Genomic DNA, 23,666 nt, shown 5'->3' on the forward strand with positions numbered 1-23,666 from the left:
ATATCAATTAAATAAAAAAAGTCTAATTTAGCAGAATGTTAAAAAAGTTTTTTACAGCAATAGGAGAATACATTATCCTCATGGGTAAATCCATGCAGAAGCCTCAGAAAATGAGGGTTTTCTGGAAGCTGTTCATGAGAGAAATTAATGATTTAGGAGTCAACTCTTTTGGGTTGGTTATCTTCACATCTATATTCGTTGGGGCGGTAGTTGCTATTCAGATGTATAACAACTTCCACTCTTCATCTTTCCCAATTCCACCTGCATTTGTAGGCTATGCAACGAAAGCTGTATTGGTTTTAGAATTTTCACCTACCATTATCAGTCTGATCCTGGCAGGAAAAGTTGGCTCATATATTGCTTCCAGTATTGGAACAATGAGGGTCTCTGAACAAATTGATGCATTAGATATTATGGGAGTAAATTCACCTAACTTTTTGATACTTCCTAAAATACTTGCGTGCGTTATTTTTAATCCACTCCTTATTGCCATCAGTATCGTTTTTGGTATTGGCGGAGGGTATCTTGCAGGAGTTTTAACCGGAAACTGGACAAAAGCTGATTATATAACTGGTATACAGATGTTTATGCCTAATTTATTTATCTTCTATGCATTTTTAAAAACAATTGTTTTTGCTTTTATCATTGCAACCGTTCCTTCTTATTTCGGGTATAACGTAAAAGGAGGTTCATTGGAAGTAGGTAGAGCAAGTACTCAGGCTGTGGTTTGGACGATGGTTTTCATTATCCTTTCAGAATTAGTATTAACCCAATTAGTATTAAGCTAATGATTGAGGTAAAAAATCTTAAGAAAAGTTTTGAAGAAGTTGAAGTACTTAAAGGTATTACAACCACTTTTGAGAAAGGAAAAGTCAACTTAATTATTGGACAGAGTGGTTCCGGAAAAACAGTTTTCCTTAAAAGTTTATTGAATGTTTATCAGCCTTCGTCAGGAGAGATCCTTTTTGACGGAAGAAACATTAATGTAATGAACCGAGAAGAAAAACAGCATTTACGTTCTGAGATCGGAACTTTATTCCAGGGAAGTGCCTTGTTTGATTCTTTAACAGTAGAAGAAAACATTATGTTTCCTTTGGACATGTTCACGAACCTAACTTTCAGAGAGAAGAAAAGAAGGGTTTTTGAAGTAATCGGAAGGGTACATCTAGATAAAGCCAACAGAAAATTTCCATCTGAAATTTCCGGAGGGATGCAAAAAAGGGTTGCGATTGCAAGAGCAATTGTAAATCACCCGAAATATTTATTCTGTGATGAGCCCAACTCAGGATTAGATCCATATACATCTAATGTAATTGATGATCTTTTGCTCGAAATCACCAAAGAATACAACACGACAACTATCATCAATACCCATGATATGAACTCAGTAATGACGATTGGTGAAAAGATCGTTTATCTGAGATTAGGTATCAAAGAATGGGAAGGAAATAAAGATGTTCTGATCACAGCGGGCAATAAAAATCTTATTGACTTCGTTTATTCATCAGAGCTATTTAAAGAATTGAGAGAGTATTTACTCGAGAATCATAAAACTATTGAGAATACAATAACTAAACTAGACGATAATGAAAAAGGTATTTAGTATAGCCTTAATAGGGTTTTCTATGTTTGCAACTGCACAGATTTCGCTTGCAGGTAAGGCAAATTTAATTTTTCCAACAGGTTCGCCTTCTTGGAAAAACATTTCTAACACAGCCAATGCTGCAATAGAAAATACAGGTAAAAATAATGTAGGATTCAACATAGGATTATCATTGAAAGCAAGCCTTCCGATGTCATTTTTCCTAATGCCGGAACTATATTACACCACTTTTAAAAACGAATTTACAGATCCTGTTTCTAATACAACTTTTGATATTAAAAACAATCGTATCGATTTACCTGTTCTTGTAGGTCACAAAGTGGTTGGAGATATGCTGGGTGTATTTATCGGACCTGTTGCAAGCTATAACTTGAGCAAAGAAGATACTTACAACGATTTCTCAGAAAATGCAAGAGATAACTTTACGGTTGGCTACCAATTCGGAGCTCAGCTTGAAATCAAGAAATTGATTGTGAACGCAAAATATGAAGGTGCATTCGGTAAGGATAGCAGAAACTTCATTAATAAAGTATCTGGTGAAGAGATCAGATATGACAACAGACCCAACTTATTTATGGTTGGTGTAGGTTATAAATTTTAATTGATTCGAAAATAACAATTATAAATAATCCTCAAATTTTAAATTTGAGGATTATTATTTTGAGCCTGAAGTTCTGCTTCACGTTTTGCAATTTCTGCGGCCTGTTTTTCAAGATCTTCTTTATCTTTTTGTAACTGTTTGAATTCTTTTTTCTTTTGATCCGCTTTGATGGCGCTTCCTTTACTTACATAACCAACCATCCCACCGATAATTAAACCAATACCAACTCCCGCCATAACGCCCATAATATGCGGAAGACCTATTTTGTCAACAGTAAAATCGGTTGTAAGATAAAACAGTAATGTGGAAACTGCCAAAAGTATAAGTCCTGTAATTGATAAACTCTTCATAATATTGTGTTTAAGTGATTAAATTAAAAAGCCTTACCAAATTTACTAAAAATTTAATAAGGCCTTATTCAAGATTAAAATTCTGTATTATTTAGATTTTCCCTCCTGCAGCCTTATAGTATTCCAAAGCTTTCGGAAGGTCTTTATTAATATCTGAAATTCTTGTTTCAGGATTAGGGTGGGTTGATAAAAACTCTGGCTGTCTGCCTCCCGTAGATGCGGATTCCATTCTATTCCAGAAAGGGACAGCTTCTCTTGGGTCATATCCGGCCATAGACATTAAATATAATCCCATTTCATCCGCTTCCGACTCCTGATTTCTTCCGTATTTCAATAAAGCAACCTGAGAACCGATAGGATAAACTTTTTCAAAGATTCCTGCCCATTGAGAGTTAGAAATTGTTCCACCAAGAATAGAACCTCCATATTGAGCTACCATTGCCTGAGAAATTCTTTCATTTCCATGACCTGCCAATGCGTGAGAAACCTCGTGTCCCATTACAACAGCAAGACCGTTATCGTTTTTAGTTATAGGTAAAATTCCTGTATAAACGGCAACTTTCCCGCCCGGCATACACCATGCATTCAGTTCGCTGCTTTGTAAAAGATTAAATTCCCAGCTGTAATTCGCAAGATCCGCAGATCTACCTATGGTTTGATAATATCTTTCTGCAGCACTTTTAATTCTGCTTCCTACACTTACCACTCTTTTAGCATCTGTTGTCCCGCTGATTACTTTGCCTTTAGACAATGTCGTTTTATATTCCTGTGCAGACATTGTTAAAATTTCCGAATTATTTGCAATTTGCAAAGAAGACCTCCCCGTTATTGGGTTTGTTGTACAAGCTGCAACCGATAGAGCCACAGCTCCGATTCCTAATAGATGTGTTATTTTCATATATTCGAGTGTTATTAATTCAAGCCTAACAATTTCTATTCCAAAAATATTTTATAAGAATATATTTGCATACATTTTGCTATATAAATTTAATAATTATTTTACTATCATGAAAAAGTATATTTCAATCATATTCGTTTTTGGATTTTTGTTCTTCTTCCAGAGCTTTTCTGCGCAGGATACAGATTCTAAAACAGTTGATGCATTGGTAAATTCTCAGGAGTTTACATTTTATGCTCAAAGAGCCAACCCTACCAATTACGATGTTATCCGAGTGATGAATTCTATGCCGAATTCTACGGCAACAAGAATTCTGGATCTGAACGGGAACTATACCATTGTAGTAAAAAACAATACGTTGGATGTGGTACTTCCTTATTTTGGAAGATCATTTAGTGCAAATATTGGTGGTGATAACAGCTACAGATTCACTTCAAAAGATTTTACGGTTAATAAATCTCAGAATAAAAAAGGAAAATGGGTCATTAAGATCAAGCCTAACGATGTCAATAATGTAGATGAGATCATTATAGAAGTTTATAAAAACGGAAAAGCATTTACCTCAGTGAGAAGTAATGACAGACAACCGATTTCTTATGATGGATATATTTCTAAAAATGAAGAGACTACACCAAAACAGCCTTAATCAGAGTCTTTAGAAAGAAATTTCTCGACAAATAATTTTGCTTCGGTACTTGGATTTGAAACCATTGTCGAAGCATTTTTTTTGTGATCAAGGTAAGCTTCTTCCACAGAATCACTCTTTTTCATCATTGCTAAAATATATTCCTGAACCCAATATTCAAAGCGCTTTTCTGCCTGGTGAGTTCTCACTTCTTCAAAGCGTTGAGTTTTCTTTTTTAAATCGATAAATTCATCAATTTTAGCATAAATTTCTCCCAAACCTTCATTATGCAAAGCCGAACCGAGCAAAACAGGAATTTTCCAGTCTTTTTCTTTGGGCGGAATAAAATCCAGCGCTCTTTTTAATTCCAACCTTGTATTTTTTGCTTTTTGGAGATTGTCCTGATCTACTTTATTAATGAAAATTAGGTCAACCATTTCCATAATTCCTCTTTTTATCCCTTGAAGTTCGTCTCCACCGCCAATAATTTTTAAAAATAAAAACACATCGGTAATATCGGCAACCAAAACCTCAGATTGCCCTACTCCAACGGTTTCAATTAAAATATAATCGTAGCCCGCCGCTTCGCAGATCATCATCGTTTCAAAAGTTGTATTGGCAACACCTCCCAAAAATCCGGAACTCGGGGAAGGGCGAATAAAAGCATTTTCCTCCTTCGAAAGTTCTTCCATTCGGGTTTTATCTCCCAAAATACTTCCTTTATTGATGGCTGAGCTTGGATCAATAGCCAGAACCGCTACTTTTTTGCCATTAGAAATAGCCAGTCTTCCAAAATTTTCTATAAAAGTTGATTTTCCCGCTCCAGGAACACCTGTAATTCCTACACGAACAGATTTTCCGGTGAAAGGCATGATTTGTTTTAATAAATCCTCGGCCTGAATTCTATGCTCGGTTTTTTTGCTCTCAACCAAAGTAATAGCTTTTGCGATCAAGCGTTTGTTGCCCGACCGTATTCCTTCTATAAGCTCTTGTGTAGAAAATTTCATTAGTTCAAAAATAAGGATTAAACCGTGAATGGTCAATAGTGAATTTGCTTTGCTCGTGAATTTTTTTAAATATTTAAATTAAAAACTTTCAAAAAAATTCATCATTGACGAGTGAAACGAATTCACCATTCACTTTCCCTACTTTCCTAATTTGTATTTCTTCTAAATTAAGTGTTGCACCATCAATGAAATAGAGAATTCCCTACATTTGTTTCAATCAAATAGTTTAAACATGAAAAAAATATTTGCCATAGCATCCTTCACTGCAGTTTTATTAGCATCTTGTACTCCAAAAGCAACGACAGCAACTGCTCCGATGGCGTCAACTTCTACAGCAGAGCAAATTGCTCAGGGAAAAACAATCTTTGAAAACTCATGCACAAGATGTCATAAATTACCGGATCCTACAGCGCATACTCCTGTGAAATGGGTTGGAATTATGAATTCTATGGCTCCAAAAGCGAAATTAACAGATGAACAACATCAGTGGGTTTACGATTATATCGTTTCTGTGAAAAAGTAATTTCTTATAATTAAATACACTTGAAGTCTTCGTTTGAAGGCTTTTTTATTTTAACTCAATTCCTAATCCCGGTTTTCTGGACAGGATTATTTTACCGTTCTCTACAAAATTTCCTGTTGCATAATCATTAGAAATAAGATTGGCTCCATCTAAATCTGCATAATCAACAAGGCTTGCCAAAATGCAACCCGCTGAAATTCCGACGGTAGATTCTGTCATACAGCCGATCATTATCTTGTAGTTTAATTCTCGGGCTTTCCTGATCATTTCTAAAGCTGGAGTTAAACCGCCAGATTTCATGAGTTTAATGTTGACACTTTTATAATAAGGAATTAATTCGTCCAAAGAAGCTAAATTTTGACAATCCTCGTCCGCCATCCAATTAGCAAAACCAGTCTTATTCAATACTTTATACTGATCAATCGGTCTTGGCTGTTCTAAATAAGAAAACTTCTGAACCTCAGCATTTTCCTGAAACCAAAGACAATCTTCATCGGTAAAACTTGCGTTAGAATCTAAAGCAATATTTCTATTTAATTCTAAAAGTTTTTCAATATTACTCTTATTTAAACCCTTACATTTCACTTTAAATTTATTCCAACTGCTTTCTTGAATTTTTTGAATCTGTTTATCAATATCTCCAACGGAAATAGTGATCGAACTTTCAACCAAATTTTCAGAAGGAAGTTGATTTAATTCAATAAAACTTTTATTTTCCAGTTTCCCGAAAAGATCCCAATACGCACAATCCAACGCAGAAAGCAAGAAAGAATGCAGATTTAAATTGAATAAAAACTTGAAAAACTCTTTTGGATGAATAATTTTCTGAGTTTCAATTTGCGATTGAATTTCCTTTAATTTTAAAACAAAACTTTTAAGATCAATTTGATAATAATCGATTGCAACACATTCTCCGTAGCCTTTACAATTTTGATGAGATAACTGTATGAGTAAAACATCTCTTTTATCATAGCTTCCGTAAGCGATTGAAAATGTTTCTTTTAAATGTAATTCTTTAAGTTCAAAGCGTAATTCCATTATTAAATTTACAAAAAAAGGAGACTTATTTGGTCTCCTCCTTCTTTTTAGTTCGTTTTTTCTTCGGAATTTTAGATTTCACAAATTTTTTGCGCTCTTTTATTAAATCAAGACTGCAGGATGTGAAACAATACTTTTCTGCCTCATTTAAAAACTTCAAAGCATTTATTAAACTTCCTCTTTTCTCGGAAAGCAAAGATCGATAAAGCCATATCATTGATTTATCGATCCCTTTGATTTTCAATGAATACCGAATCAGCTTTTCAGCTTCATGGAAATCTTCGTTATCCAAAAGACATTTGATGTAATATTGTGGAACATTCAAGTTCGTCACATCGCAGAGCATTGCTTCTTCAAAATACAGCTTTGCTTTTTCGTAATCTATTAACATTTCGCTGTAGATTCTTCCCATCAGACATAAGCTGTCTGCGTCTTCAGGATCGTAGGACAGCGCATAATTCAGCGCTTCCAGACAATCCGGTAAACTATAAGGATAATTATCTAAAGCCTCGAAGTAATATTTACTTTTAGTTAAGGTCATTTTTGTAGTTTTTTAATTCGTTTTTCAGGACGTTTCTTTGCTTTTTGAAAGATTTTTCCTGATAGTTCTTTTTAAAATCTGTTCCGGAAAATGTACGGGTCGGACTTCCTCTTTGCACCTGCAAATGATTGTTCCAGGTTTCCTGCATTCGTTTTTGAAGTTGAATAATATTCTGTTCCAAAACTTTTTCTTTTAATCTCGTGACAGATAATTTTTTATTCTCCAATTGTGAACGTGTGTCCTGTACGAAAACACTTTGCCCTGTCGGCAAATGAGTTGCACGAACGGCTGTGTTTACTTTATTCACATTTTGCCCGCCGCTTCCCTGGCTTCTCGTTGTTTGGAATTGAATATCTTTTTCATTAAAATTGATTTTCTCCAATCCTTCTAGTTCAAAAACACCGATGAACCAATTGCTTCTTTTGTGCAGTTTCCGGAATGTACTTTTTCCTGTCCAACAAATGCTTCCCAACCAAGTTTTTAAAAATTCTTTTAACTCTTTTGCTTTTAAAAGGATAGTTACGGATTTTAATGTCAGATTTTCATCACCGTTTTCTCGGTGTATGATTTCGTAATCTATTTTGTTATCTTTTGCTTCCTCAAGGAAAACCTTCAGAACTTTCGCTACTACCCATTGGCATTCTAAAGGTCCTCTTCCGGAGGTTATTTGTATTAATTTGTCCATTGTTATTTTGGCATTTCACTTAATCTCGGATGACCGACAGGATTAATTCCTTTTTCTAATAAATCTTTTGCAGCCATGACTGCCCAACATTTATCACTGGAATGAATATTTCTGTAAAATGAAAGTAAAACATCGGGTCTTACAACAGTAAATCCGTTTGTTTCTACGGTTTCTAAATCATTTCTTTCAAAGAAATCAATCGTTATCCTGTGGAATTTTTCGTTTTCCAGTTCGATTGTTTTCTCATACCTGCGGAAGTTCTCTTCGCTTGGCAAATGATCGTAACGCGTCCATACTTTCTGAAAACCTTCCTGCTGAAGAATCATAACGACTTCAGCTACATTTTCTTTATTTACAAAAACATCAATATCCTTATGGTCGTGAGCGTGTTTGTATTCCGTATGTCCGATTTCAGACATAAAATGCCACGCCCAGCCTCCTGATAAAATGACTTTATTTTTTAATTTTTCTAAAATTTCCAGTCCGTGTTGAATTCTAAATTCCGGCCAGACTTCACCGTATCTTTTTATATTATGTGGTGCTCCCATTTTTGTTAATTTTTGTTGATTTGTTGACAGTTGATAGTTGTCAGTCAAAATCCATCAACCAACAACTATAACCTATCAACCAGTTTATCTATCCATCCTCACAATTCTTGGTTGAAAAGTTCCGAGGATATCTACCAATTCGCTTTGGGCATTCATGACTTCGTTGATGTCTTTGTATGCCATTGGTGCTTCTTCGGTATTTCCGCCTATCAAAGTGACATTTTTGAGTTTTAATTCTTTTTTGATGTCATTTTGAGTGAAAAGATTTCTACACTCTCCCCTCGAAAAAGCCCTCCCCGCACCGTGTGAAGCTGAATTCAACGAATCCGGATTTCCTTTTCCGCGAACGATGAAACCTTTTGCGGTCATTGATCCGGGAATCATTCCCAATTCATTTTCGTTGGCAGGAGTTGCGCCTTTTCGGTGAACAATCATTTCTTTTCCGTTGTGGATTTCTTTCCATGCGAAATTGTGATGATTTTCGATTTTAGCTTTTACTCTGCCGCCGACCGCTTTCACCAATCTTCTGTGAATATCGTCGTGGCAGGCCGAAGCATAATCTCCAGCCAAATTCATAGCCGTCCAGTATTCTAATCCGAGATGCGTGCTCAAATCCAGCCAGGCGAAGTTTTGTGCTTCTTTTGGCAACGGACATTGTTCTGTCGCAACTCTTGAATAATATTGAGCAATCTCAGCTCCCAAACCGCGCGAACCGCTGTGAGAAAGAATTCCAAGGTATTTTCCTTTTGGAAGTCCGATTTGCTCATCTTCTTCCGTGATTTCAACTTCCCCGAATTCTACAAAGTGGTTTCCACCGCCGGAACTACCCATTTGTTTGATGGCTTTTCCTTTTAATCTTTTCAAAATCGGAATCATATCGAATGTATCTCTGTCGAAAATTTCGTGATCACCGTGAGATTTATGCGTTTCATACATCCCGAATTTGGTATGTTCGGCAAGAGCTTTTTCATATTTATCTCTTGCTCCGTCCAGATATGAAATAGGAGTATCCAAAATACTGAGGCTCATTCTGCAGCCAATATCCATACCGACTCCGTAAGGAATTACTGCATTTTCTACAGCGAGAACTCCGCCTATCGGAAGTCCGTAACCGCTGTGTGCATCGGGCATTAAGGCGCCTTGAATTGCAATCGAAAGTTTCAATCCTGTGTATAATTGATTTTTTGCTTCATCCGAAATATTGTTCCCGAAAATCTGAAAAGAAGTACGATTGGCATTCAACATTCTTTTTTCGGTTTTCTTTGATGAAAGCAACGCTTCCGCAATTTGTCCGAAGGTTAAATCTTTTTCAAAATCTTCCGGATTGGTCAGAATTTCCTTTAAAAGAGATTTCACATGATGAATGTTTTTTGTTGCAAAATTTCTTTTCATGACTTCCAAAGCGATGTTTACACTTTGATTATTTGGATAGCCTATTTTTAATATATCTTTTCCTTTAAGTTTTAAATTTCCCATTGTTTTTGTTTTAAACATTTGTTGGACTCATTCGTCCATAAAATAATCTGCAAACTCTGTTGCGGACATTTTTTTGTAGTGAAAGTATTTTCTACTTTCGTTGAGATCAGATTCATATTTAATTTTCCATGAATTTGATTTGCCATAAATTTTCTTTTGAATAATTCCTTGAACTTTATATTGCTTTACATAAAATTCTACTTCTGCATATTCCTTTTCCAACTCTGCATTTACAGGCTTGTAATGCGTAATCATATTTGGCTTTATTCTTAAAGTAAATCTCCAAGGTTCAATGAAATCGTAGTAATCGTAATACATTTTGCGGAAAGGACAATATTCTCTTCTTTTTAAAAAGTATTGTCTTTCTCGAGCTGCAAATTGGATTTTTGGATTATTCCATTCATAGGATGAAATAGATTTTAATTTTTGTTCTCTCTCCACATAGATTCTTCGTCCGAATTTTCTTTTCTTTTTTAAAAAGTGGCGGATTTCCGAATACATGAATGTGTTGATTTTCTTAAGAATCCCTTCAAAGAAATCTGCGTCTTTCGTTCTCATTACTTCTTCTGTTACAGCGAAGAATCTTACAAAACCTCTTTGATATGGCTCTTCTAAAGCAATCCAAGGAATATCTCTTTTAATTTTCCAAAGTTCTTTACTACGTTTATACTTTTTTCTGATCTGTTTTTCTACATCTTTTTTTACTATTCTTTTTCTGCTTCTCAGACTTCTTAATCTTGAAAACAGAAGGTTATCATTTTCCATTAATTATAGACATTAGAGGTGAGGTATGAAAGTTTGATTTCTATACGCCACATTAAATCTTTGTCAACTAACATTTTAGTTGATGAGTTCTTCAAACCTCATAGGTTTTTGAAACCTATGAGGTTTATTGGCAGAGCGTTATCATTAGCCCCGATTGCAGCGACATCCTTTTTTTGCGATGGCTTGAAAAAAGCAATGACAAAAAAGATATAGCGGAAAGCGGGAAATAGCTCCTAAATTGTATTAAAAATGATTTCGGGGAAACTTGAAGTTTGAATTATTGCGCAATAAAAAACCCGAAATCTTGCGACTTCGGGTTTTGATATATCATTGTACTGTTATTCTAAGAGTGTACCAAACCACGAAGCCTCACCACCATAAGTGGCAAACCGAAAGGAGAATTATGATCTAATTTGAACATTGCTTCGTTGTTTTTTAATTGGTTAAACTTTATTTTCTGGTGCAAATATATAAAAATTATTGAAAATCAAGATTTTATTTTTATTTTTTTGATATTTCGCTGTAAATAAGTCTCTTTGAGATGAAATTTTATTCTCCTAATTTACAAAAGAGTATATTTGTTTTCTTATAATAAAAACTATGAAAAACACTTTATTGAGAACGTTATTTTACGTATTCGCAGTCGCGGTTCTATTCTCCTGTAATTCTAACAAGAACAGTGATATTCTGAATTATACCACAGATGCAACATTAGGATTATCAAGAGTAAATCTTAAAACGATTTCTGATAAAATTCCTGTTGAGAAGATATTGAAAGAAAAGAAAGATCTAAAAGAAGAGGAAAAATTCTTCTTACAATTAGTCAGCAAACCTAAAGAATCAGGTATTAATATTGACAAACCCTTTTATTTTATCGTCGATCAGGGAAAATCAACTTATGATCCAGATGTAAAAGCTTTTTTCTGGGTTGATGACAAGGCAAAATTCCAAAAAAGTATGTCTGATCTTACCAAAAGTAAAGTAACGGTTGACAAAAAAGATTACATCTACGTAGATGGTAAATTAAGCGGAAGCATAAAAGGTGATATGGCCATCGTAACAACTGATAAGAAATATAATCCTTATGCTGGTTATGATTATATGAACACTCCAGGTGTTAATACTTCTTCTACCCTTAATGAAAAATATTTCACAGATTTCTGGAGCCGTAAAGGAACTTCAAATTCTGCAATAAAAGATCAGGTAGATCAATCTTTGGTGGGTGATAAAGACATCAGTGGATGGGTAAACCTTTCGGCTGTTGCAAGCTATGCGTCAAAAGGTTATATAGAAACTCTTGCTGTGAATAAATTAATAAAAGATTCCGGAATTGGTTTCGATTTTAATTTTGACAAAGGGAAATCTGAAATGGATACCAAAACTTTCTTCAACGCAGATATGAAGAAAATTGTTGAAAAATATTACAATAAAAATAAGATCAATTACGACTTGGTAAAAAATGTAGAACTTGATAATGCTAAATCTTTCTCTATCGGATTTTTCAGTCTTGATTTTATGAAATATCTGATTAAAGAAGCTGGTTTTGAGGCTACGATCAATCATTATTTATCTTCAACCGACAAAACACTGGAAGACATTACTTCTACTTTCACGGGAGATTATGCATTTGTGGATTTCAAATCTCTTCCTTCTGATTCTATGGATTATTACAGATCAAAAAATGCAGTGGTTTTAGGATTTAATCCTAAGAAAAAGGCTGATCTTACTTCTTTGCTGGCTGGTCCTCTAGGTCAAAGCAAAAAGTATATGATCACTGATAATCAGGTGATTTTCTCTGAAGAGAATAATGTAATTTATCAGTTCCAAAATAAAAAGGCCGGAAAAAATGCCAAACTTGATAAAAAATCAGGTGTTACTGCTTATTCTTGGTCAGACGGTAAAGAATACAATACCAACAAAGAAAAACCTGAGGTGAAGATCATAGATATGGTGAACGAAACTAAAGAAGACGGTGGAAACATGGTTTCTAAAACGGTATTTACTTTAGACAAAAAAGATGAAAACGCATTGTATTATTTGATAATGAATGGATAATATTGTTTTAGAAAATATTTCTCCTAAATATTTCACTCCCAAAGATTTGGAACAGTCACAGATCTGGAAAAAGAATATCACTTTCCAGAAAGGGAAGAAATTCCTGATTGTTGCGCCTTCCGGGAGTGGAAAATCTACCTTGGCAACTGCAATTCTAGGAACGCATTTTCAGTATGAAGGTAATATAAAATATGATCAGCAGATTGTAAAAAACCTTCATCTTGAAAAGATTGTAGAAAATAGAAAAGACCGTGTAAGCTTATTATTTCAGGACGTGAGATTGATTAAAGATCTTACGATTTCTGAGAATATTCTGTTGCGTGTTTTTAATCAGGATCGAAAAAAATTCATTCCGCTTATGGAAGAATATGCATCAAGATTAGGCGTTGAAAGTTTATTAAACAAGAAAGCAGAAAACTGCTCGTATGGAGAAAGACAAAGAAGCGCAATCGTGAGAAGTTTAGTGAATCCTACCGATTTTCTGATCTACGACGAATGTTTCAGTCACCTGGATATGGAGAACAAAAAGATTGCTTTTTCATTAATTAATGAAGTGTCTCAAAAAAACGGAAGTTCAGTTTTATTTTTTGAACTCAATGAATTCCCTTTTGAACATGATTATCAAATTCTTCATTTATAAGCTTATGAAGAAAATTTTTAACTCAATCATATTATACGCAGGTTTGTTTATTGCATTCATTCTTGTGATATCCTGCCTGCAACTGTACGAAAATGCCAACAGACTTTTCGGAAGCAAAAGCAGTGACAGCAACTATTGGCTGACTTTCAGTAAAAAATTGACGCCAGATAATATCGGAAGAAAAGAACTTCTTGGCTTTAACGAGAATGATGTTGCAAAACTGAAAAAATGGTCTGAAATAAAGACGGTTTATCCTTTTTCTGCGAATGAATTTAAGGCTTCTGCAAACGGCGGCGATTTTATTCCTTTTTATACCGATCTTTATTTTGAAGGTCTGGATTTAAAAGCGATTGATGTTCCGTTGACAGATGATGAATTTCAGGTGAAAGGAGATGTAATTCCGATCATTATTTCAAGGGAATATCTGAATCTTTATAATTATGGATTTGCTTTAAATCAAGGACTTCCGCAAATTTCAGAAGATTTTGCCAAGAAAATTGAGATCAACATTAATATTGTCGTCAACAAACAAAACAAGACGTATAAAGGAAGAATGGTTGGACTTTCAGATCGAATTCATTCCGTTTTGATTCCGAAAAAATTTCTGGATTCTTTGAATTTAGCTGAAAAACCTCAACTTGCGAATCAACCTAAAATCTATAACAGAGTTTTGGTTCAGGTGAAAGATTCCGGAGATGAAGGTTTGATCTCAAAAATGAAAGAAAACAATTATGAATCGAATCAGGAAAGTCTGCGTTCTGCCAAGATAAAGTCTAAACTTTTCCTTGTTTTAAAGGCGATTGCCATATTAGGTATTTTCATTTTTGCATTATGCCTGTACATTATTGTTAGCTTTATCAAAATTCAGTTTTTAGAAAAGCAAGAAGAAGTTTCTATTAAAAACAGCTTGGGATATTCACCGAAAAAGATGGTGAGTGATATCAGCAAACGCTTCAGCGTTAACGTAATGATTGTCTTAGCTTTAAGTTTAATTTTAATAGCTGCCGGACAGTATTTTCTGGCGAAATCCAGTGTATCGAACGGATTGTTATCAATCTATATTAATCCTTGGCTTTGGATGGCGATTATTATTATCCCGATCTTGGTTTATTTCTTTGTGAAAGAATTGATTTACCAATGGTTACTCCGTTCATGGAAAATATAGAATAAACAAATGGCTATCAATTTTGGTAGTCATTTTTCTTTATTTTAAATGAATTAAGCTGAGGAAAATACCGTCAATTACTTTTGTCATTCTCTTTAAATCCAATGTTTCCAATGTGTCTGTTGTTTGATGATAATTTTTATTTCTGAAAAAAGAAGTATCGGTGATCATCATAGCGGAATAGCCAAACTTCCAATAGTTTAAATGATCGGAATAATCGATTCCGGTCACAAATTTTGGAGCGGAAAAGGTTTTCGTTTTGACTTGATTGGAATCTTTAAATTCTTCAATAAAATTTTTCACGAAATTTCCTGCTCCAATTTTTCTAACCAAAGTAATATAATCTCCTTTATTTCCATACACCCAAGAAAGAATTCCCAAAGGATAATCCTGAGAATTTTCTTCGTCTTTAAAATATCCTATCATTTCTACGCTTGCCATTCCGTACACATCAATATTGTTGTCTTTCAGATATTTTGCATGAACGTAACTGCCCATATTTTCTGTTCTGAAATATGGTGGTTCTTCCAAAGTGTACGCTACCAAATCTATTCTGTAATTGAGTTTTTGCCCTTTAAGCATTCTTGCCAATTCCAGCAAGGCTGTAACTCCTGTCGCATTATCATCCGCTCCCTGTTGATCTCCGCAGACATCATAATGAGCACCAATAATGATTCTTTTTTTGTTTTCCGTCCCGAAAGAGCAGATTACATTTTTATATGTTTCTTCTCCGACTTTATATTCTTGAAAACTCGTACTATCGCTGTATTTATTGAAGTTTTGATGAATATATTCCGCAATGGTATTGAGCTGATTTAGATTTTTATAGTTACGGAATTCTGGTGTTTTCGTAAGTGCAGTTAAATGTTCTCTAACCAAATTTATATCAGCCGGAACAGGCGATTTTTCCGCTGCCTGACATCCTCTAAAAGAATCAAAAATAAAAATACTGATAAAAAATAAACCCACGAAAAGAATGATTTTTCTCTTCGTAGGTTTTAATATGTTTTTAAAATTCATTACAAATTATTTATTCACCTAAAAACCTCTTCAAAATGTCTACTGCACATTTTGGAAGATTAGTTCCTGGGCCAAAGATGAAATCTGCGCCGTTGGCATACAAAAATTCATAATCCTGCTGTGGAATTACCCCTCCAACAACAATTGTAACATCATCTGCTCCTAACTTTTTCAACTCTTCAACAACTTGAGGAACCAATGTCTTATGGCCAGCCGCCAGAGAAGACACTCCTAAAATATGAATATCATTTTCCACCGCCTGTTTGGCCACCTCTTCCGGAGTCTGGAATAACGGAGCAACATCCACATCAAATCCCATGTCGGCAAATGCTGTTGCGACTACTTTGGCTCCTCTGTCGTGACCGTCCTGACCCATTTTAGCGACCATCAATCTTGGACGACGTCCTTCTTCCTCTTCAAATTTTTGCGTGAGCGCAAGGGCTTGTCCGAAATATTCATTTTTTCCTGCATTCATGGCATATACTCCAGAAATTGTTCTAATATTTGCTTTATATCTTCCAAAGCTTTCTTCCATAGCATCGCTCATTTCGCCCAGTGTTACTCTTCTGCGAGCCGCTTCAATACATAGTGCCAGAAGATTTCCTTTTCCTGTTTTTGCAGATTCTCTGATTTTGTTTAAAATCTCCTCAACAGCATCTGCATCTCTTTCTTTCTTTATTGATTCTAATCTTTCGATCTGCTTTCTACGAACTTCCGTATTATCAATATCTAAAATCTCAATTTGAGTCTGTTTTAGTGAAGATCTGAATGAATTCACCCCAATGATAAATTCTTCTCCGCTATCAATTTTAGCTTGTTTTTTGGCAGCAGCTTCTTCGATTCTCATTTTTGGAATTCCGGCTTCAATGGCTTTTGTCATTCCGCCTTCCTTCTCAACCTCATCGATGTATTTCATTGCTTCTTCGATCATCTGCTGGGTAAGGCTTTCAACTAAATTACTTCCTCCCATCGGATCTACAACATCGCAGATTCCGCTTTCCTGTTGAAGGATAATTTGGGTATTTCTGGCAATTTTAGCTGAATAATCTGTTGGTAACGCAATTGCTTCATCCAAAGCATTTGTATGTAAAGACTGCGTTCCTCCCAACGCTGAAGATAACGCTTCAATCGCCGTTCTTGTGATATTATTAAAAGGTTCCTGCTCTGTTAAAGACCAACCGGAAGTTTGAGAATGCGTTCTTAATGCTAACGATTTTGGGTTCTGAGGATTGAATTGCTTCAACAATTCAGCCCAGATATATCTTGCGGCTCTCATTTTAGCAATTTCCATGAAGTGATTCATCCCGATTGCCCAGAAAAAAGATAATCTTGGAGCAAACTCATCGACATTCATTCCTGCTTTTATCCCTGTTCTTACATATTCTAATCCGTCTGCTAACGTGTAAGCCATTTCCAAAACCGGAGTTGCTCCCGCTTCCTGCATGTGATAGCCTGAAATAGAAATTGAGTTGAATTTCGGAATATTTTGTGCTGTATATTCAAAAATATCAGCGATAATTTTCATGGAAGGTGCCGGTGGATAAATGTAGGTATTTCTTACCATGAATTCCTTCAAAATATCATTCTGAATGGTTCCTGAAAGAAGTTCCTGCTTTACACCCTGTTCTTCTGCCGCCACGATATAGAAAGACAAAATCGGCAATACCGCCCCGTTCATTGTCATAGAAACCGAGATCTGATCTAATGGAATTTCATTAAACAAGATCTTCATATCCTCAACAGAATCAATCGCAACACCAGCTTTTCCAACGTCACCAACAACTCTTGCGTGATCGGAATCATATCCTCTGTGTGTCGCTAAATCGAAAGCTACGGAAAGTCCTTTTTGACCTGCAGCCAAGTTTCTTCTGTAAAATGCATTAGACTCTTCTGCCGTAGAAAAACCTGCATACTGACGAACCGTCCAAGGTTTCTGAACATACATTGTAGAATAAGGACCTCTTAAATAAGGTGCAATTCCCGGAGAAGTCTGTGTTAAAGATTCATTCTTAACATCGTCTTTTGTATAAGATGATTTTAACTCTAATCCATCTTTTTCGAAACTATATACTTCTCTTTCCTGAGGCAATACACTGAAGTTCGGTTTTTTTACAGAAATTATCTTTCGCATTCCACTAATTTTATCTCTGTAAAGTTAATTTTTTTGCATGAAACATGAAACTTACATTAACTTTAAGTTTATCTGATATTTAACAAAAGAAAAATCCGGATGCGTATCCGGATTTTATCAAATATAATAGGCTGACTTATTACTTTAAAGTTTTAATTCCCATCTCATACAAAGCGAAAGACATTTTATCTGCACTTTCACCGATGATCTGTTCTGTAGATCTTCCGGCACCGTGACCTGCATTCTTTTCAATTCTTAATAAAACAGGATTGTCACAGCTTTGTTTTTCCTGTAATTCTGCTCCGAATTTGAATGAATGGGCAGGAACTACTCTGTCATCATGATCACTCGTTGTTACCATTGTTGATGGATAGCAAACCTTTTTCACATTGTGTAAAGGTGAGTATGATTTCAGATATTCAAACATTTCTTTACTGTCTTCTGCAGTTCCGTAGTCATAAGACCACCCTGCACCGGCTGTAAATTTATTATACCTCAACATATCCAATACACCAACTGCCGGAAATGCTACTCTCGCCAAGTCGGGACGAATAGTCATTGTTGCTCCTACAAGCAATCCTCCGTTTGAGCCCCCAGAAATGGCCATATATTCTTTAGAAGTATACCCTTTACTTTGCAGATATTCTCCTGCAGCAATAAAATCATCAAAAACATTCTTCTTTTGAAGTTTTGTCCCTGCATCATGCCATTTTTTTCCATATTCCCCGCCTCCACGGATGTTTGGAACGGCATATACACCACCATTTTCCATCCAGATTGCATTTGAAACAGAGAAACCAGGCTGTAAACTTACATTGAAACCTCCGTAAGCATAAAGAATCGTAGGATTTTTTCCATCAAGCTTAGTTCCTTTCTTATAATTGATCATCATAGGAACTTTTGTTCCGTCTTTTGATGTATAGAAAACCTGCTCTGAAACATAATCTTCAGGATTGAATTTCACTTTAGGTTTTTGATATACTTCTGATTTTCCGGAATCAGCATTGAATTTATAAATTGTTCCCGGCGTGATGTAATTTCCGAATGAGAAGTATAGTTCTTTCTCAGTTTTCTTTCCGCCAAAACCATTTACCGTTCCTTTTCCCGGAAGAGTAATTTCTCTGATCAGCTTTCCGGTTTTGTCATATTGTTTCACCTGATCAATGGCATCGATCATATAGGTTGCGAAGAAATATCCGCCTGCAGAATTAACGCCAAGAACATTTTCAGTTTCAGGAATTACATTTTTCCAAGTTTCAGGAGCAGGATTTTTGATCGTTGTTTTTACCAAACGCATATTGGGAGCATCTTTATCCGTAGAAATAAAGATATCGTCTCCATCTGTATCAACAATATTGGCATTAATATCAAATCCTTTATTGATCTGAACAAAATCGCCTCCCTTTTTAAGATCTTTTATGTATAGTTCATTCCCGTTGGTTGCATTTGCTGCAGAAATCACCAAATATCTTTGGTCTTCCGTCACATACGCTCCCAAATATCTTCTAGGCGTTTTTTCACCTCCAAAAATCAATTGATCTTCAGACTGCTTTGTTCCTAATTTATGGAAATATACTTTGTGCTTATCTGTCATTCCGGAAAGTACAGTTCCTTCTTTCGGCTTGTCATAGCTTGAATAATAGAAACCTTCATCACCCAGCCAAGAAATTCCGCTGAATTTTACATCAACTAAAGTCTCATCGATCTGCTTTTTCGTAATCGCGTCAATGATGATGATCTTGTTCCAGTCGCTTCCCCCTTCGGAAATAGAATATCCTGCTAAAGTTCCTTTTTTATTGAAAGATAGCTGAGCTAAAGACGTTGTTCCTTTCTCTGAAAATTTATTCGGATCCAAGAAAACCTCAGTTACCTTAGTTTTATTATTTGTTCTGTAGTAAACCGACTGAGCCTGTAAACCGTCATTCTTAGAATAGTATGTATAATCACCTTCTTTAAAGGGCGCGGAGATTTTTTCGTAATTCCAGATTTCTTTCAATTGATTTTTGATCTGATCTCTGAAAGGGATTTTCGAAAGATAGTTTTGAGTAAAACTCACCTCTTCATCTACCCATTTTTTGGTCGCCTGAGAATCATTTTCTAAATCTCTGAAGGGATCTGCCACCGCAGTTCCGAAATAAGTATCTGTCTGATTACCTTTTAATGCTTTAGGATAATTCATTTTTTGAGAATAAAATGTTGCTGAAAACAAAACTCCAGCTGTTAATAAGATAGGTTTAAAATTCATATCGAACGATTTTCTCAAAAATACGTAATCCATTTCATATAGAAAACTCTTGTTTTTGCAATAACCATATCATATTCGCATTACAATCAATACAAAATCATGTTTCGATAAAATTACAAAAGATTTACTATGAATAATTTACAGTTTCATTACAAAGCTTGTCTGGAATAATAAAACTAAAAGGAGTTTTATTACAAACCTATAGCTTTTAAAAAAACCTCAAAGGGATTTAATTAAAAAGCAAGTCCGGAGACATAAAACCCGAAGTGGATTTTTGATAAAGGAGTTGCTTTGTAAATAATCCACAATAGGTTTGGTCGTAAAGAAAAACCGCAGAAAATTTCTGCGGTTTTTATTATTTTAGCTTTTTATAAATTTTATATACAAAGTATCCAAGTATAATTAAAAAAATTAACATCACAATTTGTAAACTAAATAAACTAAGGCTAAATTCATTAATTGTATGTTCCATAATTATTACAAATCTATAAATTCTATATTAAAAATATTCCCCGTTGTACTATTAATCTTTACTCGTATCATTACTTTATCTTTATAAACAGTTCCTAAGCCTTCAAGAAAAATATTATAATTTTCATAGCCTGTAACTTCGACAGTTAGAACATTTGCGTTTGTATTTTGTGTATAGTCTATTTGAGTAAAAGTCCAAACACCTAATGTAAGACCAAGTTCACTTGATGTGACGCTATCAAACCCCCACGCATTATTAACTTTTTTTAATTTAACACGTACTTCTTCTCCACTTCCCCAAATTCCAGTTCTCTTAACTTTAGCTGAGTTTACGGATGCGTTATTAGGATTTCAGGATACGATAATAGGGTTTTGGGATGTGATAATAGGAACTTGGGATGCGTTTTTAGCTCCGTTATCACTGTTTGTAACAAATTACGAATAGGGTCTAAATTTGAGAGTTGAATTTTTGAATTTGTAGGACTATATAAAGCTCCCATTTCTTCTAAAATCTGATAAACAGTATTGAAGTTTGCAATGTTTTTATTATGCCCCGTTTCGCTTGTACTTGCCATAATGTAAAGATTTATAGGTTATTGGAACAAATATAATTAAAAAATGAATCCAACAAATAGTTTCAATAAAAAACCGCAGAATGTTCTGCGGTTTATATTATTATCTTAAACTATCCTTAGGAATAGGAAATAATTTCCAATTCATATAATTAGGATATTTTCTTTTTAATATTTCATAATAAATGTAAAATGGTTTATTTTCTTCTAACTTTGTTTGAATAAAGTCTTTAGAAAGTAACTTTCCTTTATTATCAAAAGTACATGTAAACCCTTTCCCTGTTTTAAAACTTAAAATCCTTACAACTTTAAATTTCTCATTATTTTTTACATATAAGCTTAGAAAATTCTCATCATTCTTTTCAAGTAGCCCTTTGGCATCTAAAAAAATATAATTTTTGGTATTCTTAACATCCATATTATTTTTATCTCTATAGAAGATAATTTTTTTCGGAAGTTCTTTCTTATATATTTCTATGGTTGAATCAACTAAGTATTCCATTTTAATGTCTTTTTTATTACAACTAATAAAAAAAACTAAAATTGCTAAGAAGAATAAGGGAATAATTTTCATATTAATTTATTTTAATTGTATAATATAATAACCTGCATTAAGATGGGTAATTATTATTCCATATGTTGAAATTTCAAACAAATTTCCCATTTCATTTCCATTGGTATCATAACCCGTGACATAATTTCCAAAGTGAATAAATTCGTGTAAAATAGTTACGGCAAGCAAAAAAGCAGTAGCATGTCTTGTAGAGCTTAAGGAAGATTGCTCAAGCCCTAAAACAAAATCGAGATTTATATTTATATATGTTGGATCTGCGGGATTAAAATTTCCATAATTAGGACCTGAAGGACCTGTTAAGTTGGGAACAAGCCTTATATTAGGTCCTTGCCCGAAAGTTAAACTTGCTAAAACTTGTTGCTCACTTAATCCAGATAGCTCAACAAGCTTACTTAATGTTGTTGGATTATTTTGTATTTCTGTTTTTAGAGATTTTACTAGCGCTGTAAAGTTTGGATATTTCAATTGATCAACTTTTCTCATTTTAAAATTTGGAGAAGATAATGATTCGTAATTAAGAATTGTTGCTGGATTTTCCAAAAGAATCTGTTGGGCAAAATTATTAGGAGCATCCACTAAAAACCAATTTTGAAATTGATCCCACGAAACATCTTGATTATTTAGTTTAAACAGTATCGCCCAAGTAATGAAATTCTTTTCCTGCTGGCTTTGGCTAGAAGATTCATAGAAATCTTTCAGACCTGTATAAAAGTCGGCATTTTCCGGAAGATATAAAACATTTTTTAAACTTGTGGGAAGGAAGTATATAAACAGTGAAAAAGAAGTTGCAAGATTAGGATCCGTAACTATTCCTCCTCCGCATAATCCGGGATTTGTGGTTGGATCAGTAGGATCGGTAAAGGCATCTGCTTCACATCCTCCCGAACCGGATCCTCCACCGGAACCACCTCCGGGATTTTCAGTGTCACCACCTCCGCCTCCGCCACCTTCACAACTCCAGTATCCTATGGTATGAGCCGATGGAGGGATGTCGGCTGTACATTCTCCCCACGCACCAACATTAAATTTGTTGTGTATCCCTTCACTACAGTCGTTCCATATGGTTTCTTGTTCATATTCGCATCCACCGGATTTAGAAGAAATTGAGGTATCACCAAGTTCCGTTATTACAGTTTTTCCTTTTGCATCAACGGGAATACCTTTAAGAATATTTTCTTTTTCGGCTTTCGTAAAATTGTAAGTGAAAATTAGTTTCTTATAGGTTCCATCGGGAAGTGGTGATAAAACCAAGTTCTGAACCAATGGATTAGAAGAACCGTCGTCATGAATAATAGCAAATGTGTAGGTATGATAATTGGGTCCGTTTTCTATATAGATTACATTTTTTGTATCTATTAAAATACCATTTCTATAATTTACTGTTTTTCCGAAAATATTTTGTTTTGATTTTTTTAATTCTGTTTCGATTTTATTGATCTCAGGAAGTAATATCAGTTTGTGCGGGCTTTGATCTAGCGAAATTCTTTTAGAAGTAAGTTGAAATTTATTTTTCTTAGTAGATGCTGTAGCTTCATCATTTAATATTTCTGTCCTACAGCTAAAAAATAGAAGTACTAATGCTAAAAGCATCAGAGAGTTGAGTTTTTTCATCATTTATAGATTTATTAATTAATGAGACAAATATATAAAATAAAACCCATCAATTTAATCAGTTTTACATAAAAACCATTAGAATTTCAGAATAAATTATTAGATTTGCTTATATTTCTAAAGATAATAAAACATGGAAACAATAGAAAAAATATTAGAAAAAATAAAAGAAGTTCGCAAAGAACGTGGTTTTTCTCACGAAAATATGGCGCATGAATTAGGAATAAGCCAAGCAGCTTATACCAACTTGGAAAAGAACGAAAGTAAGTTAACTGTAGAACGATTAATCTCTATTTCAGATATTTTAAAAAAACCAACTTATGAATTTTTTGATGGAACCCCTCAAAACATTTATAATCAACAAAATACTGATAATGTAATTGGTCATCAAGAGAACAATTATAAAGAAGATAAAGATACTGTAGCTATGTTAATGTCATCATTTCAAGAAAGAATCAAAGCACAACAAGAAGAGATTGAGTTTTTAAGAAAGAGATTTAATCCTTAAACAATAAAAAACTC

At 34.4% G+C, this 23,666-nt stretch carries 24 protein-coding genes; 9 read left to right on the forward strand and 15 right to left on the reverse strand.

Translation table 11 applies throughout. The features are described 5' to 3' along the window. Positions 1 to 35 precede the first annotated feature (35 nt). From BT156_RS08015 to BT156_RS08025, 3 genes are read left to right on the forward strand one after another with little or no spacing between them, the layout of a single operon-like run. Positions 36 to 788 carry an MlaE family ABC transporter permease gene (locus BT156_RS08015; RefSeq protein WP_072408963.1) on the forward strand — a complete coding sequence of 251 codons (753 nt, stop codon included), beginning with the start codon at positions 36 to 38 and terminating at the stop codon, positions 786 to 788. Beyond that, on the forward strand, positions 788 to 1,603 hold the full coding sequence (locus BT156_RS08020; RefSeq protein ID WP_072408965.1) for an ABC transporter ATP-binding protein: 816 nt from the start codon (positions 788 to 790) through the stop codon (positions 1,601 to 1,603). Before BT156_RS08015 ends, BT156_RS08020 begins: the two co-directional genes overlap by 1 nt. After that, complete coding sequence (locus tag BT156_RS08025) at positions 1,587 to 2,204, forward strand: outer membrane beta-barrel protein (RefSeq protein WP_066754354.1); 618 nt, start codon at positions 1,587 to 1,589, stop codon at positions 2,202 to 2,204. The genes BT156_RS08020 and BT156_RS08025 overlap by 17 nt, the downstream gene beginning before the upstream one ends. Before the next feature lie 38 nt (positions 2,205 to 2,242). Here BT156_RS08025 and BT156_RS08030 read toward each other — a convergent pair whose 3' ends face one another. Next, on the reverse strand, positions 2,243 to 2,554 hold the full coding sequence (locus BT156_RS08030) for a hypothetical protein (protein WP_072408967.1): 312 nt from the start codon (positions 2,552 to 2,554) through the stop codon (positions 2,243 to 2,245). Positions 2,555 to 2,645: 91 nt separating this feature from the next. Next, a complete protein-coding gene (locus BT156_RS08035) occupies positions 2,646 to 3,452 on the reverse strand; it encodes a M48 family metallopeptidase (protein ID WP_072408969.1) in 807 nt (268 codons plus the stop codon). 109 nt (positions 3,453 to 3,561) lie between these two features. Between BT156_RS08035 and BT156_RS08040 the strand changes: the two genes are divergently transcribed. Then, on the forward strand, positions 3,562 to 4,098 hold the full coding sequence (locus BT156_RS08040) for a DUF4251 domain-containing protein (RefSeq protein ID WP_072408971.1): 537 nt from the start codon (positions 3,562 to 3,564) through the stop codon (positions 4,096 to 4,098). Here the strand turns inward: BT156_RS08040 and meaB are convergent. Further along, positions 4,095 to 5,084 carry a methylmalonyl Co-A mutase-associated GTPase MeaB gene (gene meaB, locus BT156_RS08045; RefSeq protein ID WP_072408973.1) on the reverse strand — a complete coding sequence of 330 codons (990 nt, stop codon included), beginning with the start codon at positions 5,082 to 5,084 and terminating at the stop codon, positions 4,095 to 4,097. The two genes, BT156_RS08040 and meaB, sit on opposite strands and share 4 nt — an antisense overlap. A 232-nt stretch (positions 5,085 to 5,316) precedes the next feature. Here meaB and BT156_RS08050 point away from each other — a divergent pair, with 232 nt between their 5' ends. Next, complete coding sequence (locus tag BT156_RS08050; RefSeq protein ID WP_072408975.1) at positions 5,317 to 5,607, forward strand: c-type cytochrome; 291 nt, start codon at positions 5,317 to 5,319, stop codon at positions 5,605 to 5,607. A 45-nt stretch (positions 5,608 to 5,652) separates the two neighbouring features. On the opposite strand, the gene BT156_RS08055 is transcribed toward BT156_RS08050, so the two are convergent. The 6 genes from BT156_RS08055 to BT156_RS08080 all read right to left on the reverse strand — a co-directional run bounded on the left by BT156_RS08055 (position 5,653) and on the right by BT156_RS08080 (position 10,660). Continuing rightward, entirely contained in the window at positions 5,653 to 6,645 is a 993-nt protein-coding gene (locus BT156_RS08055) for an enolase C-terminal domain-like protein (RefSeq protein WP_072408977.1), read from the reverse strand. Positions 6,646 to 6,670: 25 nt separating this feature from the next. Then, positions 6,671 to 7,186, reverse strand: a complete 516-nt coding sequence (locus BT156_RS08060) for a tetratricopeptide repeat protein (protein ID WP_072408979.1) — start codon at positions 7,184 to 7,186, stop codon at positions 6,671 to 6,673. Further along, a complete protein-coding gene (gene prfH, locus BT156_RS08065; protein ID WP_072408981.1) occupies positions 7,173 to 7,871 on the reverse strand; it encodes a peptide chain release factor H in 699 nt (232 codons plus the stop codon). The genes BT156_RS08060 and prfH overlap by 14 nt, the downstream gene beginning before the upstream one ends. Before the next feature lie 2 nt (positions 7,872 to 7,873). Further along, entirely contained in the window at positions 7,874 to 8,419 is a 546-nt protein-coding gene (locus tag BT156_RS08070) for a nucleotidyltransferase domain-containing protein (protein ID WP_072408984.1), read from the reverse strand. Between the two features lie 84 nt (positions 8,420 to 8,503). Next, positions 8,504 to 9,895, reverse strand: a complete 1,392-nt coding sequence (locus tag BT156_RS08075) for an RtcB family protein (protein ID WP_072409415.1) — start codon at positions 9,893 to 9,895, stop codon at positions 8,504 to 8,506. A 27-nt stretch (positions 9,896 to 9,922) separates the two neighbouring features. Next, a complete protein-coding gene (locus tag BT156_RS08080; protein ID WP_072408986.1) occupies positions 9,923 to 10,660 on the reverse strand; it encodes a hypothetical protein in 738 nt (245 codons plus the stop codon). Between the two features lie 600 nt (positions 10,661 to 11,260). Here BT156_RS08080 and BT156_RS08085 point away from each other — a divergent pair. From BT156_RS08085 to BT156_RS08095, 3 genes are read left to right on the forward strand one after another with little or no spacing between them, the layout of a single operon-like run. Then, positions 11,261 to 12,715, forward strand: a complete 1,455-nt coding sequence (locus tag BT156_RS08085) for a hypothetical protein (RefSeq protein ID WP_072408988.1) — start codon at positions 11,261 to 11,263, stop codon at positions 12,713 to 12,715. Then, entirely contained in the window at positions 12,708 to 13,355 is a 648-nt protein-coding gene (locus tag BT156_RS08090; RefSeq protein WP_072408990.1) for an ATP-binding cassette domain-containing protein, read from the forward strand. The genes BT156_RS08085 and BT156_RS08090 overlap by 8 nt, the downstream gene beginning before the upstream one ends. A 4-nt stretch (positions 13,356 to 13,359) precedes the next feature. Beyond that, positions 13,360 to 14,520 (forward strand): FtsX-like permease family protein, encoded by a 1,161-nt coding sequence (locus BT156_RS08095; protein ID WP_170857282.1) that lies wholly within the window; start codon positions 13,360 to 13,362, stop codon positions 14,518 to 14,520. A 39-nt stretch (positions 14,521 to 14,559) separates the two neighbouring features. Here BT156_RS08095 and BT156_RS08100 read toward each other — a convergent pair whose 3' ends face one another. The 6 genes from BT156_RS08100 to BT156_RS08125 form a co-directional block, all read right to left on the reverse strand. Further along, positions 14,560 to 15,540: a M28 family peptidase gene (locus BT156_RS08100; protein ID WP_072408993.1), complete on the reverse strand. Its 981-nt coding sequence runs from the start codon at positions 15,538 to 15,540 to the stop codon at positions 14,560 to 14,562. A gap of 10 nt (positions 15,541 to 15,550) precedes the next feature. After that, the gene (gene scpA, locus BT156_RS08105) at positions 15,551 to 17,671 is read right to left on the reverse strand and encodes a methylmalonyl-CoA mutase (RefSeq protein WP_072408995.1); all 2,121 of its coding nucleotides are present in this window, start codon (positions 17,669 to 17,671) and stop codon (positions 15,551 to 15,553) included. A gap of 139 nt (positions 17,672 to 17,810) precedes the next feature. Then, positions 17,811 to 19,916: a prolyl oligopeptidase family serine peptidase gene (locus tag BT156_RS08110; RefSeq protein WP_072409418.1), complete on the reverse strand. Its 2,106-nt coding sequence runs from the start codon at positions 19,914 to 19,916 to the stop codon at positions 17,811 to 17,813. 800 nt (positions 19,917 to 20,716) lie between these two features. Next, complete coding sequence (locus tag BT156_RS08115) at positions 20,717 to 20,962, reverse strand: hypothetical protein (RefSeq protein ID WP_072408997.1); 246 nt, start codon at positions 20,960 to 20,962, stop codon at positions 20,717 to 20,719. A gap of 100 nt (positions 20,963 to 21,062) precedes the next feature. Next, complete coding sequence (locus BT156_RS08120; protein WP_139255439.1) at positions 21,063 to 21,533, reverse strand: hypothetical protein; 471 nt, start codon at positions 21,531 to 21,533, stop codon at positions 21,063 to 21,065. A 6-nt stretch (positions 21,534 to 21,539) separates the two neighbouring features. Next, positions 21,540 to 23,147 (reverse strand): hypothetical protein, encoded by a 1,608-nt coding sequence (locus BT156_RS08125; protein WP_072409001.1) that lies wholly within the window; start codon positions 23,145 to 23,147, stop codon positions 21,540 to 21,542. A 130-nt stretch (positions 23,148 to 23,277) separates the two neighbouring features. Between BT156_RS08125 and BT156_RS08130 the strand changes: the two genes are divergently transcribed. Next, positions 23,278 to 23,652, forward strand: coding sequence for a helix-turn-helix domain-containing protein (locus BT156_RS08130; protein WP_072409003.1), 375 nt, complete (start codon positions 23,278 to 23,280; stop codon positions 23,650 to 23,652). The last annotated feature ends 14 nt before the right edge of the window (positions 23,653 to 23,666 follow it).

Source organism: Chryseobacterium limigenitum, assembly GCF_900114875.1.
GTDB lineage: Bacteria > Bacteroidota > Bacteroidia > Flavobacteriales > Weeksellaceae > Chryseobacterium > Chryseobacterium limigenitum.